12 protein-coding genes and 2 tRNA genes are annotated in these 15152 nt (G+C 63.9%); 9 read left to right on the plus strand and 5 right to left on the minus strand.

All coding sequences use genetic code 11. The features are described 5' to 3' along the window. The first annotated feature begins 4 nt into the window (after positions 1-4). A complete protein-coding gene (locus ACK4S9_RS19875) occupies positions 5-940 on the plus strand; it encodes an NADP-dependent oxidoreductase (protein WP_409729135.1) in 936 nt (311 codons plus the stop codon). Positions 941-951: 11 nt separating this feature from the next. Here ACK4S9_RS19875 and ACK4S9_RS19880 read toward each other — a convergent pair whose 3' ends face one another. Beyond that, on the minus strand, positions 952-1518 hold the full coding sequence (locus ACK4S9_RS19880; RefSeq protein WP_409729137.1) for a hypothetical protein: 567 nt from the start codon (positions 1516-1518) through the stop codon (positions 952-954). A 19-nt stretch (positions 1519-1537) separates the two neighbouring features. Then, the gene (locus ACK4S9_RS19885; RefSeq protein ID WP_409729138.1) at positions 1538-2314 is read right to left on the minus strand and encodes a hypothetical protein; all 777 of its coding nucleotides are present in this window, start codon (positions 2312-2314) and stop codon (positions 1538-1540) included. A gap of 314 nt (positions 2315-2628) precedes the next feature. On the opposite strand from ACK4S9_RS19885, the gene ACK4S9_RS19890 reads away from it, so the two are divergent. Next, the gene (locus tag ACK4S9_RS19890; RefSeq protein WP_409729140.1) at positions 2629-3933 is read left to right on the plus strand and encodes a replication-associated recombination protein A; all 1305 of its coding nucleotides are present in this window, start codon (positions 2629-2631) and stop codon (positions 3931-3933) included. Positions 3934-4000: 67 nt separating this feature from the next. Here ACK4S9_RS19890 and ACK4S9_RS19895 read toward each other — a convergent pair whose 3' ends face one another. The 3 genes from ACK4S9_RS19895 to ACK4S9_RS19905 all read right to left on the minus strand — a co-directional run bounded on the left by ACK4S9_RS19895 (position 4001) and on the right by ACK4S9_RS19905 (position 8548). Then, complete coding sequence (locus tag ACK4S9_RS19895) at positions 4001-5368, minus strand: choice-of-anchor Q domain-containing protein (RefSeq protein ID WP_409729142.1); 1368 nt, start codon at positions 5366-5368, stop codon at positions 4001-4003. A gap of 344 nt (positions 5369-5712) precedes the next feature. Further along, entirely contained in the window at positions 5713-7008 is a 1296-nt protein-coding gene (locus tag ACK4S9_RS19900; protein WP_409729144.1) for a choice-of-anchor Q domain-containing protein, read from the minus strand. A gap of 400 nt (positions 7009-7408) precedes the next feature. Then, complete coding sequence (locus tag ACK4S9_RS19905; RefSeq protein WP_409729146.1) at positions 7409-8548, minus strand: choice-of-anchor Q domain-containing protein; 1140 nt, start codon at positions 8546-8548, stop codon at positions 7409-7411. A gap of 258 nt (positions 8549-8806) precedes the next feature. On the opposite strand from ACK4S9_RS19905, the gene ACK4S9_RS19910 reads away from it, so the two are divergent. The 7 genes from ACK4S9_RS19910 to ACK4S9_RS19940 all read left to right on the plus strand — a co-directional run bounded on the left by ACK4S9_RS19910 (position 8807) and on the right by ACK4S9_RS19940 (position 15122). After that, the gene (locus tag ACK4S9_RS19910) at positions 8807-10150 is read left to right on the plus strand and encodes a polysaccharide biosynthesis C-terminal domain-containing protein (protein ID WP_409729147.1); all 1344 of its coding nucleotides are present in this window, start codon (positions 8807-8809) and stop codon (positions 10148-10150) included. After that, entirely contained in the window at positions 10147-11460 is a 1314-nt protein-coding gene (locus tag ACK4S9_RS19915; RefSeq protein WP_409729149.1) for a glycosyltransferase, read from the plus strand. Before ACK4S9_RS19910 ends, ACK4S9_RS19915 begins: the two co-directional genes overlap by 4 nt. A gap of 26 nt (positions 11461-11486) precedes the next feature. Continuing rightward, entirely contained in the window at positions 11487-12692 is a 1206-nt protein-coding gene (locus ACK4S9_RS19920; RefSeq protein ID WP_409729151.1) for a hypothetical protein, read from the plus strand. 159 nt (positions 12693-12851) lie between these two features. Next, on the plus strand, positions 12852-13049 hold the full coding sequence (locus ACK4S9_RS19925; protein ID WP_409729153.1) for a hypothetical protein: 198 nt from the start codon (positions 12852-12854) through the stop codon (positions 13047-13049). A 131-nt stretch (positions 13050-13180) separates the two neighbouring features. Further along, a complete protein-coding gene (gene serS / locus ACK4S9_RS19930) occupies positions 13181-14476 on the plus strand; it encodes a serine--tRNA ligase (RefSeq protein WP_409729155.1) in 1296 nt (431 codons plus the stop codon). Positions 14477-14582: 106 nt separating this feature from the next. Then, positions 14583-14672, plus strand: a tRNA-Ser gene (locus ACK4S9_RS19935). A 360-nt stretch (positions 14673-15032) separates the two neighbouring features. Beyond that, a tRNA-Ser gene (locus ACK4S9_RS19940) sits at positions 15033-15122 on the plus strand. Positions 15123-15152: the final 30 nt, after the last annotated feature.

Below are 15152 nucleotides of genomic sequence, written 5' to 3' on the forward strand. Positions count from 1 at the left end.
GCCCATGAAGGCAGTACGTATCCATCGGTACGGAGGACGCGAAGTCCTCTCCCTCGACGAGATCCCCGTTCCCGACATCGGCCCCGACGACGTGCTGGTGCGCGTGGTGGCGGCCTCGATCAACCCGGTCGACTGGAAGGTCCGCGCCGGCTACCTGGCCCGGATGATCCCGCATCGGATGCCGCTGACCCTCGGCTGGGACGTCTCCGGCGTGGTGGTGGCAAGCGGCAGCGATGTGACGCGGTGGCAGGTCGGCGACGCGGTCTACGCGCGGCCCGACCTGGCGCGCAACGGCACCTACGCCGAGTTCGTCGCCATCCGCGCCACTGAGTGCGCGCGCAAGCCACGCACCATTTCCCACGTCGAGGCGGCCTCGCTGCCGCTGGCAGGGATCACCGCCTGGGAGGCGATGATGGACACCGCCCAGGTCCGCGCCGGGCAGCGGGTGCTGGTCCACGCCGGCTCCGGCGGCGTCGGTTCGCTGGCGATCCAGTTGCTAAAGGCGGCCGGGGCCATCGTCGTCGCCACCGCATCCGGCCGCAACCGCGCGCTGGTGGAGTCCCTCGGCGTCGACCAGTTCGTCGACTACACCACGACGAAAGTGGCGGACGCCGTCGAGCCGGTGGATGCCGTGTTCGACACCATCGGCGGCGAGGTGCAGGAAGCCTCGTGGCCGCTCTTGACGCCGGGCGGCATCCAGGTGTCGATCATCAGCCCGCCGGACGAGGCCAGGGCAGCCGCGATGGGCGTGCGCGCGGGCTTCGTCTTCATCGGGCCGAACGCGCCGGTGCTCGACAGGCTGGCTGCGATGGTCGATGGCGGCAAGCTGCGGCCGGTCGTCGGCGCCGAGTTCGCGCTGGAAGACATCGCGCAAGCCCATGCGCTGAGCGAAAGCGGCAGGGCGGTCGGCAAGATCGTGCTCTACGTCGGCAAGCCCTGAGTTCGCTGAGTTCAATAGATCGTGGTGCGCAGGTCGATGTGCTTGCTTGCTTCCAGCGTCAGGAAGGTGGCGTCGGTCGGCGCGGCCTGCAGGGTGACCCAGACAGTGTGTTCCTCATAAAAATAGGAACGGTTCGAACCGGAGACCGAGGCGCGGAATCGCCCGTTCCAGTCGATCCGGACCGCGTCGCCCAGCCCGCCTTCGAACAGGGGCGAAGCCAGCCAGGCCGGCCATTTGGTCGTCAGCATGCTGTCCCATGGCCGGAACAGGGACACGGCGAATCCCTCGCCCACGCGCCAGGCCTTCAGGTTGTCCGGCCGGGCAGGGCGGTCATGGGCCCAGGCCGGATCGTCCAGGGTGCGCACCAGATGGCGCGGTTCGAAGCCGTCCGTTTCCAGCGCCGCCACCTCGTGGCGGATGGCGGCCTCGCCGCTCAGGATGGGCAGGCGATGCACGCGCGGCACGGCCAGCCGGGTCCCGGCATCGGCGGCGGCGCGCGAGGCCTTGGTCCACCTGGACCAGACGTCCTGGATCATCAGGACGGGGGCGGCGTGCTCCATGGAAATGGTGTTGCACATTGCCGTGCTGTCCGCTTGATCAACTGATTTCGACTTCAATAACATAAGCAGGTACCACCTTCTCGTGCTCGCGAATGCCAGAAATTACCTTTCTTACAGCGACGTCAGCGATGTGCGTTTCGCGCACATGCTTCAGCTGTGCCCCGCTAGCAAAGACGATTTCCTTTTCGTTGCCGTGATTTCCCTCCCGGCCATAGGCGTATGCCTTGGTCTTTGGCTGCGCTACGCGAACCACCATCAAGTCCACCCGCCCAGCGTCATAGGCCTTGCCCCGCCACTCGGCATTCCGAAGGGCTACCTGGGGACAGAACGAGGTTGAAAACGGACGCGACGTCGTGAGCGTGTGAGCTGCGCTCGCCCAGTGACCGCCGTGAAACAAGACTTGTCCCTCTGCGATCTCAATGCCGTAAGTATTGATGGCCTCGTCGACGGCAATACGATCGTATTCGGGATAGGAGCTCTGGTATGCATCGAGAGCTTCGGGTACGTGTTCCGGCATCTGCTCGCGCAATTGGCGATACGCGGTACTGTTGTCGAGAGCCCTGTCGACATGCCATTCCAGGCTGTTGTCGGCACGTATGCGAAGCATGCGACTTGCCGCTTGCACATGAGTGGCAACCTCCTCGATGAGCTTGTCGTTCACCTCCAGTGCCTCGATCCACGCCAAGCCCTCGTGCTCTACTAGTTCCAGTGCCTCTTCCGGCGTCGTCTTCCGCTTGGACCAGCTGCGGTACGGCGCATCGAAGACGTTGACGACGCCGGCCTTCTTTTCCATCTTCCCGTCCATTTCATTCATGTCGACATCGAGCCTTTCACCGCAGACAGGCCTGCTCTTGATGATTCGGTCGCACCGACTCTAACTCATCCGGCAGTTTGTTGTAAAAGAAATCGCGCGTGCTGAAGTTAGCGAGCCCCCGACCGCTGCCTCGTCGCTGTGATGAATGGCTCGTCTGGGCTTGGCCGAGGACTGACGACACTTCCGTCCATTTGGTCGCGCCTTTTGTCCATCCTCCCCCGGGACGCCTATCGATTACACTAGGCGCATGCACAACCATTCGCTTTATTCCGCGCTGTTTCTCATCTCTCCGCTGACCGCCCCGGGAACGCATCATGGATGACCTCTTCAAGACCGAACCCTCCCCGCCGCTGGCCGAAGCCCTGCGTCCGCGCACCATCGACGAAGTCATCGGCCAGAGCCACCTGCTCGGCCCCGGCAAGCCGCTGAACCTGGTGTTCAAGTCCGGCAAGCCGCATTCGATGATCCTGTGGGGCCCGCCGGGCGTGGGCAAGACCACGCTGGCGCGCCTGACCGCCTATGCCTTCGACTGCGAGTTCATCGCGCTGTCGGCGGTCCTGTCCGGGGTGAAGGACATCCGCGCCGCCGTCGAGCAGGCCGAGCACTACCTGCGGCAGGGCAAGCACACCATCCTGTTCATCGACGAGATCCACCGCTTCAACAAGTCGCAGCAGGATGCCTTGCTGCCCTTCGTGGAATCGGGTCTGGTGACCCTGATCGGCGCCACCACCGAGAATCCGTCGTTCGAGGTCAACTCGGCACTCCTGTCGCGCTCGCAGGTCTACGTGCTCAAGGCGCTGAGCGACGAGGAGATGCGCCAGCTCTTGACGCGCGCCCAGGAGCGCGTGCTGCAGCACCTGGTGTTCGACGAAGTCGCGATCGACACCCTGGTCGGCTATGCCGACGGCGACGCGCGCCGCTTCCTCAACCTGCTCGAGCAGACCAAGACCTCCGCCGATACTGCAGGCATTACCCGCATTACCGCGGAATTTGTCGAGAACGCGCTGACGCTCAACGCGCGCCGCTTCGACAAGGGCGGCGACAACTTCTACGACCAGATCTCGGCGCTGCACAAGTCGGTGCGCGGCTCGCATCCGGACGCCGCCCTGTACTGGCTGTGCCGCATGCTCGATGGCGGCGCCGACGCCAAGTATTTGTCGCGCCGCATCGTGCGCATGGCCTGGGAAGACATCGGCCTGGCCGACCCGCGCGCGCTCCAGATCGCCAACGATGCCGCCACGACCTACGAGCGCCTCGGTTCGCCGGAAGGCGAACTGGCCCTCGGCCAGGCCGTGGTCTACCTGGCGATCGCCGCCAAGAGCAACGCCGGCTACAACGCCTTCAACGAAGCGATGGCCTTCGTGAAGAAGGACAAGTCGCGCGAGGTCCCGGTCCATCTGCGCAACGCGCCGACCAAGCTGATGAAGGAACTCGGCTACGGCCACGCCTACCGCTATGCCCACGACGAGCCGCATGCCTATGCGGCGGGCGAGACCTACCTGCCGGACGGGATGCGCGAGCCTGGCTGGTACCGGCCGGTGCCGCGCGGGGTCGAATCGAAGATCGCCGAGAAGCTCGCCTTCCTGCGCAGCCTCGACGACGAGGCGGGCGGGGCCTGACGAAACAGCCCCACGATGGGCTGGCCGTCGTGGGGCTGTGGGTGCTACAGCAAGCTACTATGAATGATTAGTAGTTCTCGTAGGCGCCGATATCCCATGCACCGCCCTTCGGACGCAGCGCGTTGACGATGTCGGTCGTCGGGGCATGGTTCTTGGTGCCCTTGTTCACGGCCGGCGAGCCGCTCTGCAGGCGGTAGTCGCCATTGCCGGTCGGGTTGTAGCTGACGAACTTCGGATCGGCGCTGATGGTGCCGGTGGCGCTGCCGACGCGCAGCGAGATCGCCCGGCCGTTACCGTAGACCAGGTTGTTCGCGGTCACGTTGCCCGAGCCGATGCAGTTCTGGCCCGAGTAACAGTATTGCGAGATGCCCTGGCGCGGGTTCTTGTACACGATGTTGTTGACGACCATCGTGTTCTTCAGCTGGATGTTGCCCGGCTTGTCGCCCACGCCGGTGACGATACCGCCGCCCATGCCGCTCGAGCCGTTGGCGAACACGGTGTTGTTGGCGATGATCGAATCGGTCGCCGCGTGCCACAGGTGGATGCCGTAGGACGAAGCGCGGTAGACGATGTTGTTCATGATCTTGCTGCCGCGGTTCGACGAATAGATGCCCTGGACGCCGTTGCAGCCGCCCGGCTTGCCGATGTCGTGCACCACGTTGCCGATGATGTGACCGGCCGAGCTGCTGTAGTTGGCGTTGACGATGCCGGCGCCGCCGGAGCCCGTGCAGCCGCCCGAGACGGTGATGTGGTGGATGCGGTTATTCGTCACCAGCGTGTTCGAGCCCATGTTCTGGATACCGAGGCGGCCCGGGCCGCTGATGTCGAAGCCGTTGATCTCGACGTGGCTGCCGTTGTTCAGCCACATCACTTCCTTGCCGCTGCCGACGATCTTGGCGCCCCACTTGGTGTCGGACACGAAGCGGATCGGCGCGCTCGAGGTGCCGCTGAGCCTGGTGGTCACGTTGCCGTAGTAGGTGCCCGGCGCCACATGCACGGTGGTGTTGGCCTTGGCGACCGAGGCGGCCTTGTTGATGGTCTTGAACGGACGCGCCTTGGTGCCCGGGTTCGAGTCCGAACCGGTGGTCGCGACGTACAGGTGATAGAAGGAATTATCGGCGTTGGAAGCGGTGCGGTTCTGGTACTCCAGGCTGCTCATGAGGGAAACGCGCACGGTATCCAGCGGCATGCCGTTGTTGACGTGACCGACCCAGTAGGCGAGGCCGGCGGTGTCCGGCTCGCGGCCGAGCAGAGTACGGTAGAGTTCGGTTACCTGGTCGACCGAGCTCGTCGCGGCGGCAACAGTCGCTTCGGATGCCGTGGCATTGGCAGCGGCGTAGGCGTTTCCGCCAATAGCGGTCAGCAGGACCGCTGCGCTGCAGCAGAGGAGTGCGTTGGTGCGGGCATTCGAAGCAAAGTTGACTACGTTTTTCATCAGGGTATTTCCTTCTCAAAAAAGTGAAAGCGAAACTTTGAGAGCAGGAAACTGCAAGAGTTCAATGTTTTTGCGGAAAAATTTTTTGGGGATAATAATTCCGCAAAGAATATTTACCTGATGAAACGAAAATGATTTAGAACATTTAATTGAATTTAGAAAAATATTATCTAAACATAATATTTCTATAAAGGCTGTTTCATCTACGAAATAAGCCTTGATTTGAGCGTGAGGAATAACAGCGGGCAGGCGCTATTCAAAGGATTGCGAACGCAAAAGAGAAAGCCCCACGATGGGCTGGCCATCGTGGGGCTGTGGGTGCTACGGCAAGCTACTAATAATAATTAATAGTTCTCGTAGGCGCCGATATCCCATGCGCCGCCCTTCGGACGCAGCGCGTTGACGATGTCGGTCGTCGGGGCATGGTTCTTGGTGCCCTTGTTCACGGCCGGCGAGCTGCTCTGCAGGCGGTAGTCGCCGGTGCCGGTCGGGTTGTAGCTGACGAACTTCGGATCGGCGTTGACGGTGCCGGTAGCGCTGCCCACCCGCAGCGAGATCGCCGACCCGTTACCGTAGACCAGGTTGTTCGCGGTCACGTTACCCGAGCCGATGCAGCTCTGGCCCGAGTAGCAGTATTGCGAGATGCCCTGGCGCGGGTTCTTGTACACGATGTTGTTGACGACCATCGTGTTCTTCAGCTGGATGTTGCCCGGCTTGTCGCCCACGCCGGTGACGATACCGCCGCCCATGCCGCTCGAGCCGTTGGCGAACACGGTGTTGTTGGCGATGGTCGAATCGGTCGCCGCGTGCCACAGGTGGATGCCGTAGGACGAAGCGCGGTAGACGATGTTGTTCATGATCTTGCTGCCGCGGTTCGACGAGTAGATGCCCTGAACGCCGTTGCAGCCGCCCGGCTTGCCGATGTCGTGCACCACGTTGCCGATGATGTTGCCGGCCGAGCTGCTGTAGTTGGCGTTGACGATGCCGGCGCCGCCGGAACCCGTGCAGCCGCCCGAGACGGTGATGTGGTGGACGCGGTTATTCGTCACCAGCGTGTTCGAACCCATGTTCTGGATACCGAGGCGGCCCGGGCCGCTAATGTCGAAACCGTTGATCTCGACGTAGCTGCCATTGTTCAGCCACATCACTTCCTTGCCGGTGCCGACGATCTTGGCGCCCCACTTGGTGTCGGACACGAAGCGGATCGGCGCGCTCGAGGTGCCGCTGAGCTTGGTCGAGACGTTGCCGTTGTAGGTGCCCGGCGCCACGTGCACGGTGGTGTTGGCCTTGGCGACCGAGGCAGCCTTGTTGATGGTCTTGAACGGACGTGCCTGGGTGCCGGGGTTCGAGTCCGAGCCGGTGGTCGCGACGTACAGGTGGTAGAACGAGGTGCTGGTCGCGGCGGCCGTCCGGTTCTGGTATTCCTGGCTGCTCATGAGGGCGACGCGCACGCTCTCCAGCGGCATGCCGTTGTTGACGTGGCCGACCCAGTAGGCGAGGCCGGCGGTGTCCGGCTCGCGGCCGAGCAGAGTGCGGAAGAGTTCGGTCACCTGGTCGACCGAGCTCGACGCGGCAACACTCGCTTCGGATGCCGTCACGGTATCAGCAGCGTAGGCGTTGGCGCCAAGAGCGGTCAACAAGACCGCTGCGCTGCAGAGGACTGCGTTAACACGGGCATTCGAAGCAAAGTTGACTACGTTTTTCATTAAAGAGTTTCCTTCTCAAAAAAGTGAAAGCGAACCTTTGAGGGTAGGAAACTGCAAGAGTTCAATTTTTTCGGAGAAAATTTTTCTGGAGATATTAATTCCGCAAAAGTTATTTAAAATTTGCAAAGGAAAAGCCCGTCATAGGCGCGTTCCAATTCAAAAAATTATTTGAACATTGCATTGTTGGATGCAATTCAGGGAAGCCAGGGCGTAGGGCGCCCCGTACGGCAGGACGCACCGGGGAAACTGCTAGGAATGGCATCGGGACAAGGACAAGGGGGAGGGGACGTGACGCGCGCCGACCGCGCGCGGCCGGCGATGGGCGATGGCTTGCTCAGGGTTGCTGGTAGGCGCCGATATCCACCGCGGGCGCGCGCGGCCGAGTCACCCCTTCGATATCGGTGGACGGAGCAAGCGAGGCCAGGCCGCGCTTGCGGGCTGGCGAATTCTTGCGCAGGCGGTAGTCGCCTTTGCCGTCGGGACGGAAGTCGACAAATAAGGGATCTTGAGTAATTGTCCCAATATCCTTCCCAACTAGCATTTCAATTTTTGCAGCATTCCCGAACACCACGTTGTGTGCGACGAGATTGTCGGCGCCGATGCAGGACTCGCCGGGATAACAATACTGCCGGATCGATGCGCGCGGATGATAGGCGACGATGTTGTTGATCACCTTCGTTTCCGTCATCACCACGTTTCCCGGCGCGTCGCCGGTACCCACCACGATGCCGCCGCCCGTCGTGGCCGAACCGTTGGCGAACACCGTGTTGTTGGCGACGACGACCTTGTTGGCCGCGTGCCAGAGATGGATGCCCCAGGCCGAGGCGCGATAGACAATGTTGTTGTAAATCTTGCCGCGCAGGTTGGAGTAATAGATGCCCTGGACGCCGGAACAGGTGCCGGGTTCGCCGATGTCGTGCACGAGATTGCCGCTGATTTCGCCGTCCGAGGCCTGGTAGTTGCTGAACACGATGCCGCCGCCGCCCTTGCTGCTGCAGCCGCCCGACACCGCGAGGTCGTGCACACGGTTGTTGAGGACCCGCACCCAGGAGGCGTAGTTGAGGATGCCGTTGCGTCCGCTGCCGCTGACGTCGAACCCGGCGATCTCGACGTGATCGCCATGGTTTTCCCAGACCGCTTCAGGGCCGCTTCCGATGATCTTCGCGCCCCATTTGACCGTCGAGACGTAGCGTATCGGCGCCGTTGGCGTGCCGCTTCTCGTCGACTTGATGTTCTCGCGGTAGGTGCCGGGCGCGACGTGGACCACGCTGCCCGGGACCGCGCGTTTTGCGGCGGCCCCGATGGTCTGCAGCGGCGCGCCTTCCGTTCCCGTGTTGGTGTCGCTGCCACCGGGGGTGACGAACAGGGCGCGCGGGTCGACCGGGCGCTCCAGCGAGATGCATGCCTTGAGGGCGAGGCCGGCCCCCAGCAGGATGCAGACGATCATCGGATACCGCAGGGTTCGCTTGTTCATTGTTCGGAAAACGGGATGAGCGCGGCGCCGTGGCCGCCGGGACCCCGAGCTTAAACCTGCGCACGATTGCGCACCTTGCGCTGGCGCGGGTTTCGCCGCATTTCACCTTTATTTAATTACGGCAATTGATCAGCCGCGTCTGCCGGCTTGATCATGCGCAGCATGTCGCGCTGACGGGTCCGGATAATGGACTGGGCGCCCACGCACCATCCGCACCCGAACCCGACAGCGAGCACGCAGACAGCGACGACGAGCCCAATGCTGACCCAAATGAAGAGCCTGCTTGCGTCGCTGCCGCTCGGGCGCAGTCCGGATGCGCGGCGCAACCTCTCGACCGCCATCGGCTCGACGGTGCTGCGCCAGATGCTATCGAGCGCCCTGTACTTCGTCGCGCTGTGGGTCACCACGCGCCAGCTCGGCCCCCACCACAACGGCCTCCTGGTGACGGCGCTGCTGCTGCCGCAAACCCTGTACGCGGTCCTGAACCTGGGCCTGGCTTCCAGTCACGTCTACCACATGAGCAGCGGAACGCCGGACGCCGCCGCCATGCGCCGCGTGAACTGGATCCTGGCCTGCGCGCTGTGGGGCATGGCCGTGCTCGCGCTGGCGCTGAGCAGCGACGCCGTGATCGGGCGCTACCTGCCCGGCACCAGCAAGGACACGGCCTTGTATGCCAGTCTCCTGTTCCCGGCCATGCTGTTGGCTGCCTGGACCGTATCGCTGATCCAGGGCGCCCGCGACTACGCCACCTTCAACAAGACGGCGCTGATCCAGCCCTTCACCTTCTGCGCCGGCGTGCTGGTGCTGGGCGCCACCGGCACCATCAGCGTCGCCACGGTGCTGAGCTGCCATATCCTGAGCCAGACGGCGCTGTGGCTGGCCAGCGAAACGCGGGTGCGGCGCTACCCGGCCGCGCCCCCGGAAGGCGCGCTCGACCTGGCGCGGATGATCGGCTACGGGCTGCGGGCCCACCTGAGCAACGTGATCACGTTTCTCAATTACCGGGTCGGCCTGTACATGGTGAGCCTGCTGCTCGACCCGTCCTCGGCCGGCATCTACGCCCTCTCGGTGCAGTTGGCCGAGGCGCTATGGCTGATCGCGAGCGCGGCCTCGGTGGTCGTGTTCCCGGAATCGGCGGCGGCCAACGGCACCCCGGCGGCGCTGCGCCAGATGGTGGGGCGCATCGCGCTGGCGGTCTTCAAGATCACGCTCGTGGTGGGCGTGCTGGCGGCGGCGCTGTCGACCGTCCTGATTCCCTGGGCTTTCGGGAAGGATTACGCGAGCGCCGTGCTTCCCTTCATTGTCCTGTTGCCGGGAATTATTACCTGGAGCTACATGAACGTGATTGCCAACTCCCTGGCGGGCATGGGCCGGCAGGGCGTCAACATCCTGGGCGCCACATTGTCCCTGGTACTGAATGGGGTGGGCTGCATGCTGGCGATCCCGGCCTACGGCGCCTGGGGCGCCGCGCTGGCGGCCAGCGTGGCGTTCACGGCGACGGCCGCTTATACGGTGTTCATGTACCGGCGCATCATGGCCAGGCGTATCGCACAGGAAGGCGCCGGTGAAACAGCGGCGCCGGCCGGAGGAGACCAAGGATGACAAGCAGGAAAATGCTGATGGTGACCTCGCTGTACCCGTACGGGAACGGCGAAACCTTTATCACGGCCGAGCTCGAACACGTCGCGCGCCACCTCGGCCATATCGAGATCGTACCGGGTTACTATACCCGCGACGCCGCGCCGCGCCCGGCCCGGCAGCCGCTCAACCTGGCCTACGCGGACGGGCGCTGGGGGGCGCTGCGGGCGCCGCGGATGGTCGCCGCACTCCTGGCGAGCCTGTTCAAGTACCGCTGGCTACCCGATTTCAGGCTGATCCTGAAGCGGCCCGGCAAGCTGGCCAATGTCAAGGAACTGGTGCGGGCGCTCTACCGGGCCGACATGTTCGAGCGCTTCCTGAAACGGCAGGCGCGGGCGGGCGAGGGCGCCTACGACGTGATCTATTTCTACTGGCTGGTGCCCGAAATCCTGGGCGCGGCGCGCTTCAGCCGGCGTTCGGGCGGCAGCATCCGGGTCATCTGCCGCGCCCACCGGGGCGACCTGTACGAGGAACTCAAGCCTGCCGGCTATGCCGGGCTGCGGCGCGAGATCGTCGCCGATGTCGACGAGATCTACTGTATCTCGGAACACGGCAAGCATTACCTGGAACAGCACTATGCCCACCTGGCCGCAAAGTTCCACCTCGCGCGTCTTGGGGTGAACGATCCGGGCTATCTGAACCGGCAGCCCGGCAGCGGTCCGCTGAGTATCGTATCGTGTTCCTTCGTCATTGCCAGCAAGCGCCTGCCGCTGCTCGTCGATGCCATCGCGCACCTGCTCGAGGCCGATCCGGCGCTGGAGGTGCGCTGGACCCATGTCGGCAACGGCCCCCTGCTCGAAGCGGTACAGGCCCATGCCGCGCGCCGCCTGGGCGCACGGGCGCAAGCCGTGTTCAAGGGCTACCTCACCCAGGCCGAGCTGATGGACTTGTACCGGAACGAGCGCTTCGACCTCATCGTCAACGTGAGCGACAGCGAAGGCATCCCGGTGAGCCTGATGGAGGCAGCCTCGGTCGGCATCCCGATCGTCGCCACCGACGTCGGGGGCAGCGCGGAGATCATCGGCGGCGCCAACGGCGTGCTGGTGCCGGCCGACGCCGACGCGGCGACCGTTGCGGCGGCCATCGCGCGCTTTGCGGACCGCGCCGCCGCTGCCGCCTGGCGCCGCGCCGCGCGCCGCTTCTGGGACGAGCGTTTCAACGCCGCCGTCAACTACGACCGCTTCGGGCGCATCCTGGCCGGCTTGCCCTGTCCTCCGGCCGGCGGCGAGCCGCAGGCCGTGGCGCCCGCGCACGGCGACCGGGTGACCGGCTGAGACCGATTCCACACGGGCGGACAAGCATGGCAGCGCACCCACAAGCACGGAGCAGTCGCATCCTGGCAGCCCTGGCGCTGTTCATCCCGCTGTTCCTGTTGTTTACCCCGTTCGAGCAGGGCGGGCCGAACCCGAGCATGTTCCCCAAGTATTTCTCGGCGGGCGTCTCGGCACTGGCGCTCGCGCCCTTGTTCGTCATCACCAAGGTGCGCTTCCGGGCGGAGAGCCAGCTGGTGCTGGTGACGCTCGCCATGTTCGTGTTCCATGCGCTCGTGGTGAAGCCCGTGCCTTTTCACTTCCTGTTGCTGGTGGTCCTGAACGTGGTGCTGGCCGTCTTCATCTACGAGGCCAGCTTCGCGTGGCGCGCGGAGTTCGTCAGCGCGGTGTCCTGGCTGCTGCTGCTCAACGCCGTCGTCATCGGGGCGCAGGCGCTGATGTTTCACCTGCTGGGTGCGCCGATCTTCGACTTCCACAAGATGATCTTCGGTTCTAACAGCCGCTTCGTCGAGGACTACCTGAACATCGCGCGCTTCTCCGGCTTGCACGTCGAGCCGGGCACCTATGCCAATTACGTCGCCTGCCTGGCCGCGATCCTGATGCTGACTTCGGCGTTCAGCGTCCGTTTCGTGGCCTTGTGTTTCGTGGCCGTGCTGTCGGTATTCGTCACCAATTCGGGTTCGTCCGTCTATTTTGTGCCGGTCATGGTGCTGCTCCTCGGCACCCTGTGGCATTCGAAGGTGCGCCTGATCCATATCGTGGTGCTGGCCGCGTCGCTGGTCGCATACATGCTGCTGTCCGGCGTTCTCGAGCATCTCGAGACGCGCTTCTTCGAGCAGGACGACGGCAGCCTGTCGCACCGGATCGACGGCGTGAACGCCTGGCTGGCCCTGACCCTGGAAGAAAAGCTGATCGGCGTGGGCTTCGCCAACGATCCCTGCGTGCGCTGCTACTACCAGGACATCGGCATGATCTTCAACCTGCTGACGCGCGGCGGCATCGTGGTCGTGCTCGCCTTTGCCCTGGTCATGGGGCGCATGCTCGTCGCGAACGGATTGATCCTTTCGGTGCTCCTGATGCTCGTCCCGATCAACGAGAAGATGTTCTTCTACGAAGCGCCGATCTGGCTCTTCATCCTGTTCGCCATGACGCCCTTCGTGCGCCGGACCACGCCGCAGCGTGCCCCCGCGCCCGAGGCCGCGGGCGGGCTTCCCGCCGCCAGGTTGGGCGGATAGCCGCGCCATGCCGGACCCGGCCAACCCGATCGCGGCTGGCCCGCCGTTCCTGCATTTTATGCCGCCTTTTCAGCATTTCATCGCAAGTCGATGGCTACTCCCGCGATGCGTCGCTAAAGTTCGACCATACCAACAACGCATCGCCGCAAGGAGCACACCATGAACATCCGTAAGAACTTCGAAGCCATCTTCCTCGCCGCCGCCGCACTGGGCCTGGTCGCGAGCTACGCCACCGCCGCCGCCCGTCCGGTCGAGGTGGTCAAACAGGAGTCCGCGATCCTGATCGACTCCACCGTGCACGTGGTCGTGGTCAAGGCGCCGCGCCTGAGCGTCGCCGAAAAGGCCGGCCTGAAGTAATGCAGGGGAAGGGCTGGCGCAGGCCCGGCACGCGGTGATCGATCCCCTTGCCCGATTTTCAAAGCGCCCGCTAGGATTGTCCTTCGGCTTGGTACAATTGTATTTTTCGACATACGCAAGCCCAACCCGACATGATTGACATCCAACTTCTCCGCAAAGACATCGACACCGTCGCCGCGCGCCTGGCGACCCGCAAGTTCCAGCTCGACGTGGCCGGGTTCAGCGCCCTCGAGGCGGAACGCAAGGCGATCCAGACGCGCACCGAGGAACTGCAGGGCAAGCGCAATTCGCTGTCCAAGCAGATCGGCATGATGAAGGGCAAGGGCGAGGACACCACGGCCGTGATGGCGGAAGTGGCCGGCCTGGGCGACGAGCTCAAGGCCAACGAAAGCGCCCTGGGCGAGGTGCAGGAGAAGCTGGCGCGCTTCGTCGCAGCGCTGCCGAACCTGCCGCACGAGTCCACTCCGCAGGGCACGGACGAATCGGGCAACGTCGAAGTGCGCAAGGTGGGTACGCCGCGCACTTTCGAGTTCGAGGTGAAGGACCACGTCGACATCGGCGAAAAGCTGGGCCTGGACTTCGACACCGCCACCAAGCTGACCGGTTCGCGCTTCTCGCTGATGAAGGGCGGCATGGCGCGCCTGCACCGCGCGCTGGCCCAGTACATGCTCGACACCCACACCGGCCAGCACGGCTACCTGGAATGCTACACCCCGTACATGGTCAATGCCGACTCGCTGCGCGGCACCGGCCAGTTGCCCAAGTTCGAAGCCGACCTGTTCTCGGTGAAGAAGGGCGGCGCGGAAGGCGAGGGCGAGAACTTCTACCTGATCCCGACCTCGGAGGTCTCGCTGACCAACGTGGTGCGCGACGAGATCGTGGCGCTCGACCAGCTGCCGCTCAAGATGACCGCGCACACCCCGTGCTTCCGCTCGGAGGCCGGCAGCTACGGCCGCGACACCCGCGGCATGATCCGCCAGCACCAGTTCGACAAGGTCGAGCTGGTCCAGGTGGTGCATCCGGAGCAGTCCTACGCGGCCCTGGAAGAGATGGTCGGCCAGGCCGAGTTCATCCTGACCTCGCTGGGCCTGCCGTACCGCGTGATGCAGCTGTGCACCGGCGACATGGGCTTCTCGGCGGCCAAGACCTACGACCTGGAAGTGTGGCTGCCCGCGCAGAACACCTACCGCGAGATCTCCTCGCTGTCGAACTGCGAAGCCTTCCAGGCGCGCCGCATGCAGGCGCGCTTCCGCAACGCGGCCGGCAAGCCGGAACTGCTGCACACCCTGAACGGTTCCGGCCTGGCCGTGGGCCGCACGCTGGTTGCAGTGCTGGAGAACTACCAGCAGGCCGACGGCAGCGTGATCGTTCCGGAAGTGCTGCGTCCCTACATGGGTGGACTGGAGCGCCTGGTTCCGGCCGCCTGAGTCGGCGGAATCAGGTTTTTCGGCGCGGGCTGAATTTGCTCTTCCGTTTTCACAAGACCATCGCTATAATGCGTGTCTCTTGCAGCGACCGCGCCGCACCGAATTAGGAGAGGTGGCAGAGTGGTCGAATGTACCTGACTCGAAATCAGGCGTACGGGTGACCGTACCGTGGGTTCGAATCCCACCCTCTCCGCCAGAAAATGAAAAGGGCCCCAACCGGGGCCCTTTTTATTTTTGGGCGGAGAGGACGGAGCCCCCTGCGGGGCTCCCGCGTGGGATTCGAAGCTTGGCGCGTACTCGCGCCAAAGCGGCCTGCGGCACGTGGGCGAATCCCACCAGCCAACGGGGCCCCTCAACGGGGCCCTGTTGGCTTCTGCGTAAGCTCTCCGCGCAAGCGGGCCAGTAATGAAATATTATTTCTCCCCGATGCCTGCCGTGTAATTTTATTGCGCCCCACTAACAGGAAAGCCATGCAGTGGAATAATTTCATCTTCCACAAACCTGAAACAGCCGCTATAATGCGGCCTCGCTTACGCGACCACGCAGCACCGATTCAGGAGAGGTGGCAGAGTGGTCGAATGTACCTGACTCGAAATCAGGCGTACGGGTGACCGTACCGTGGGTTCGAATCCCACCCTCTCCGCCAGAAAATGAAAAGGGCCCCAACCGGGGCCCT

Origin of the sequence: Massilia sp., from assembly GCF_046293535.1 — a bacterium.
In the GTDB taxonomy this organism is placed as follows: Bacteria; Pseudomonadota; Gammaproteobacteria; order Burkholderiales; family Burkholderiaceae_D; genus Telluria.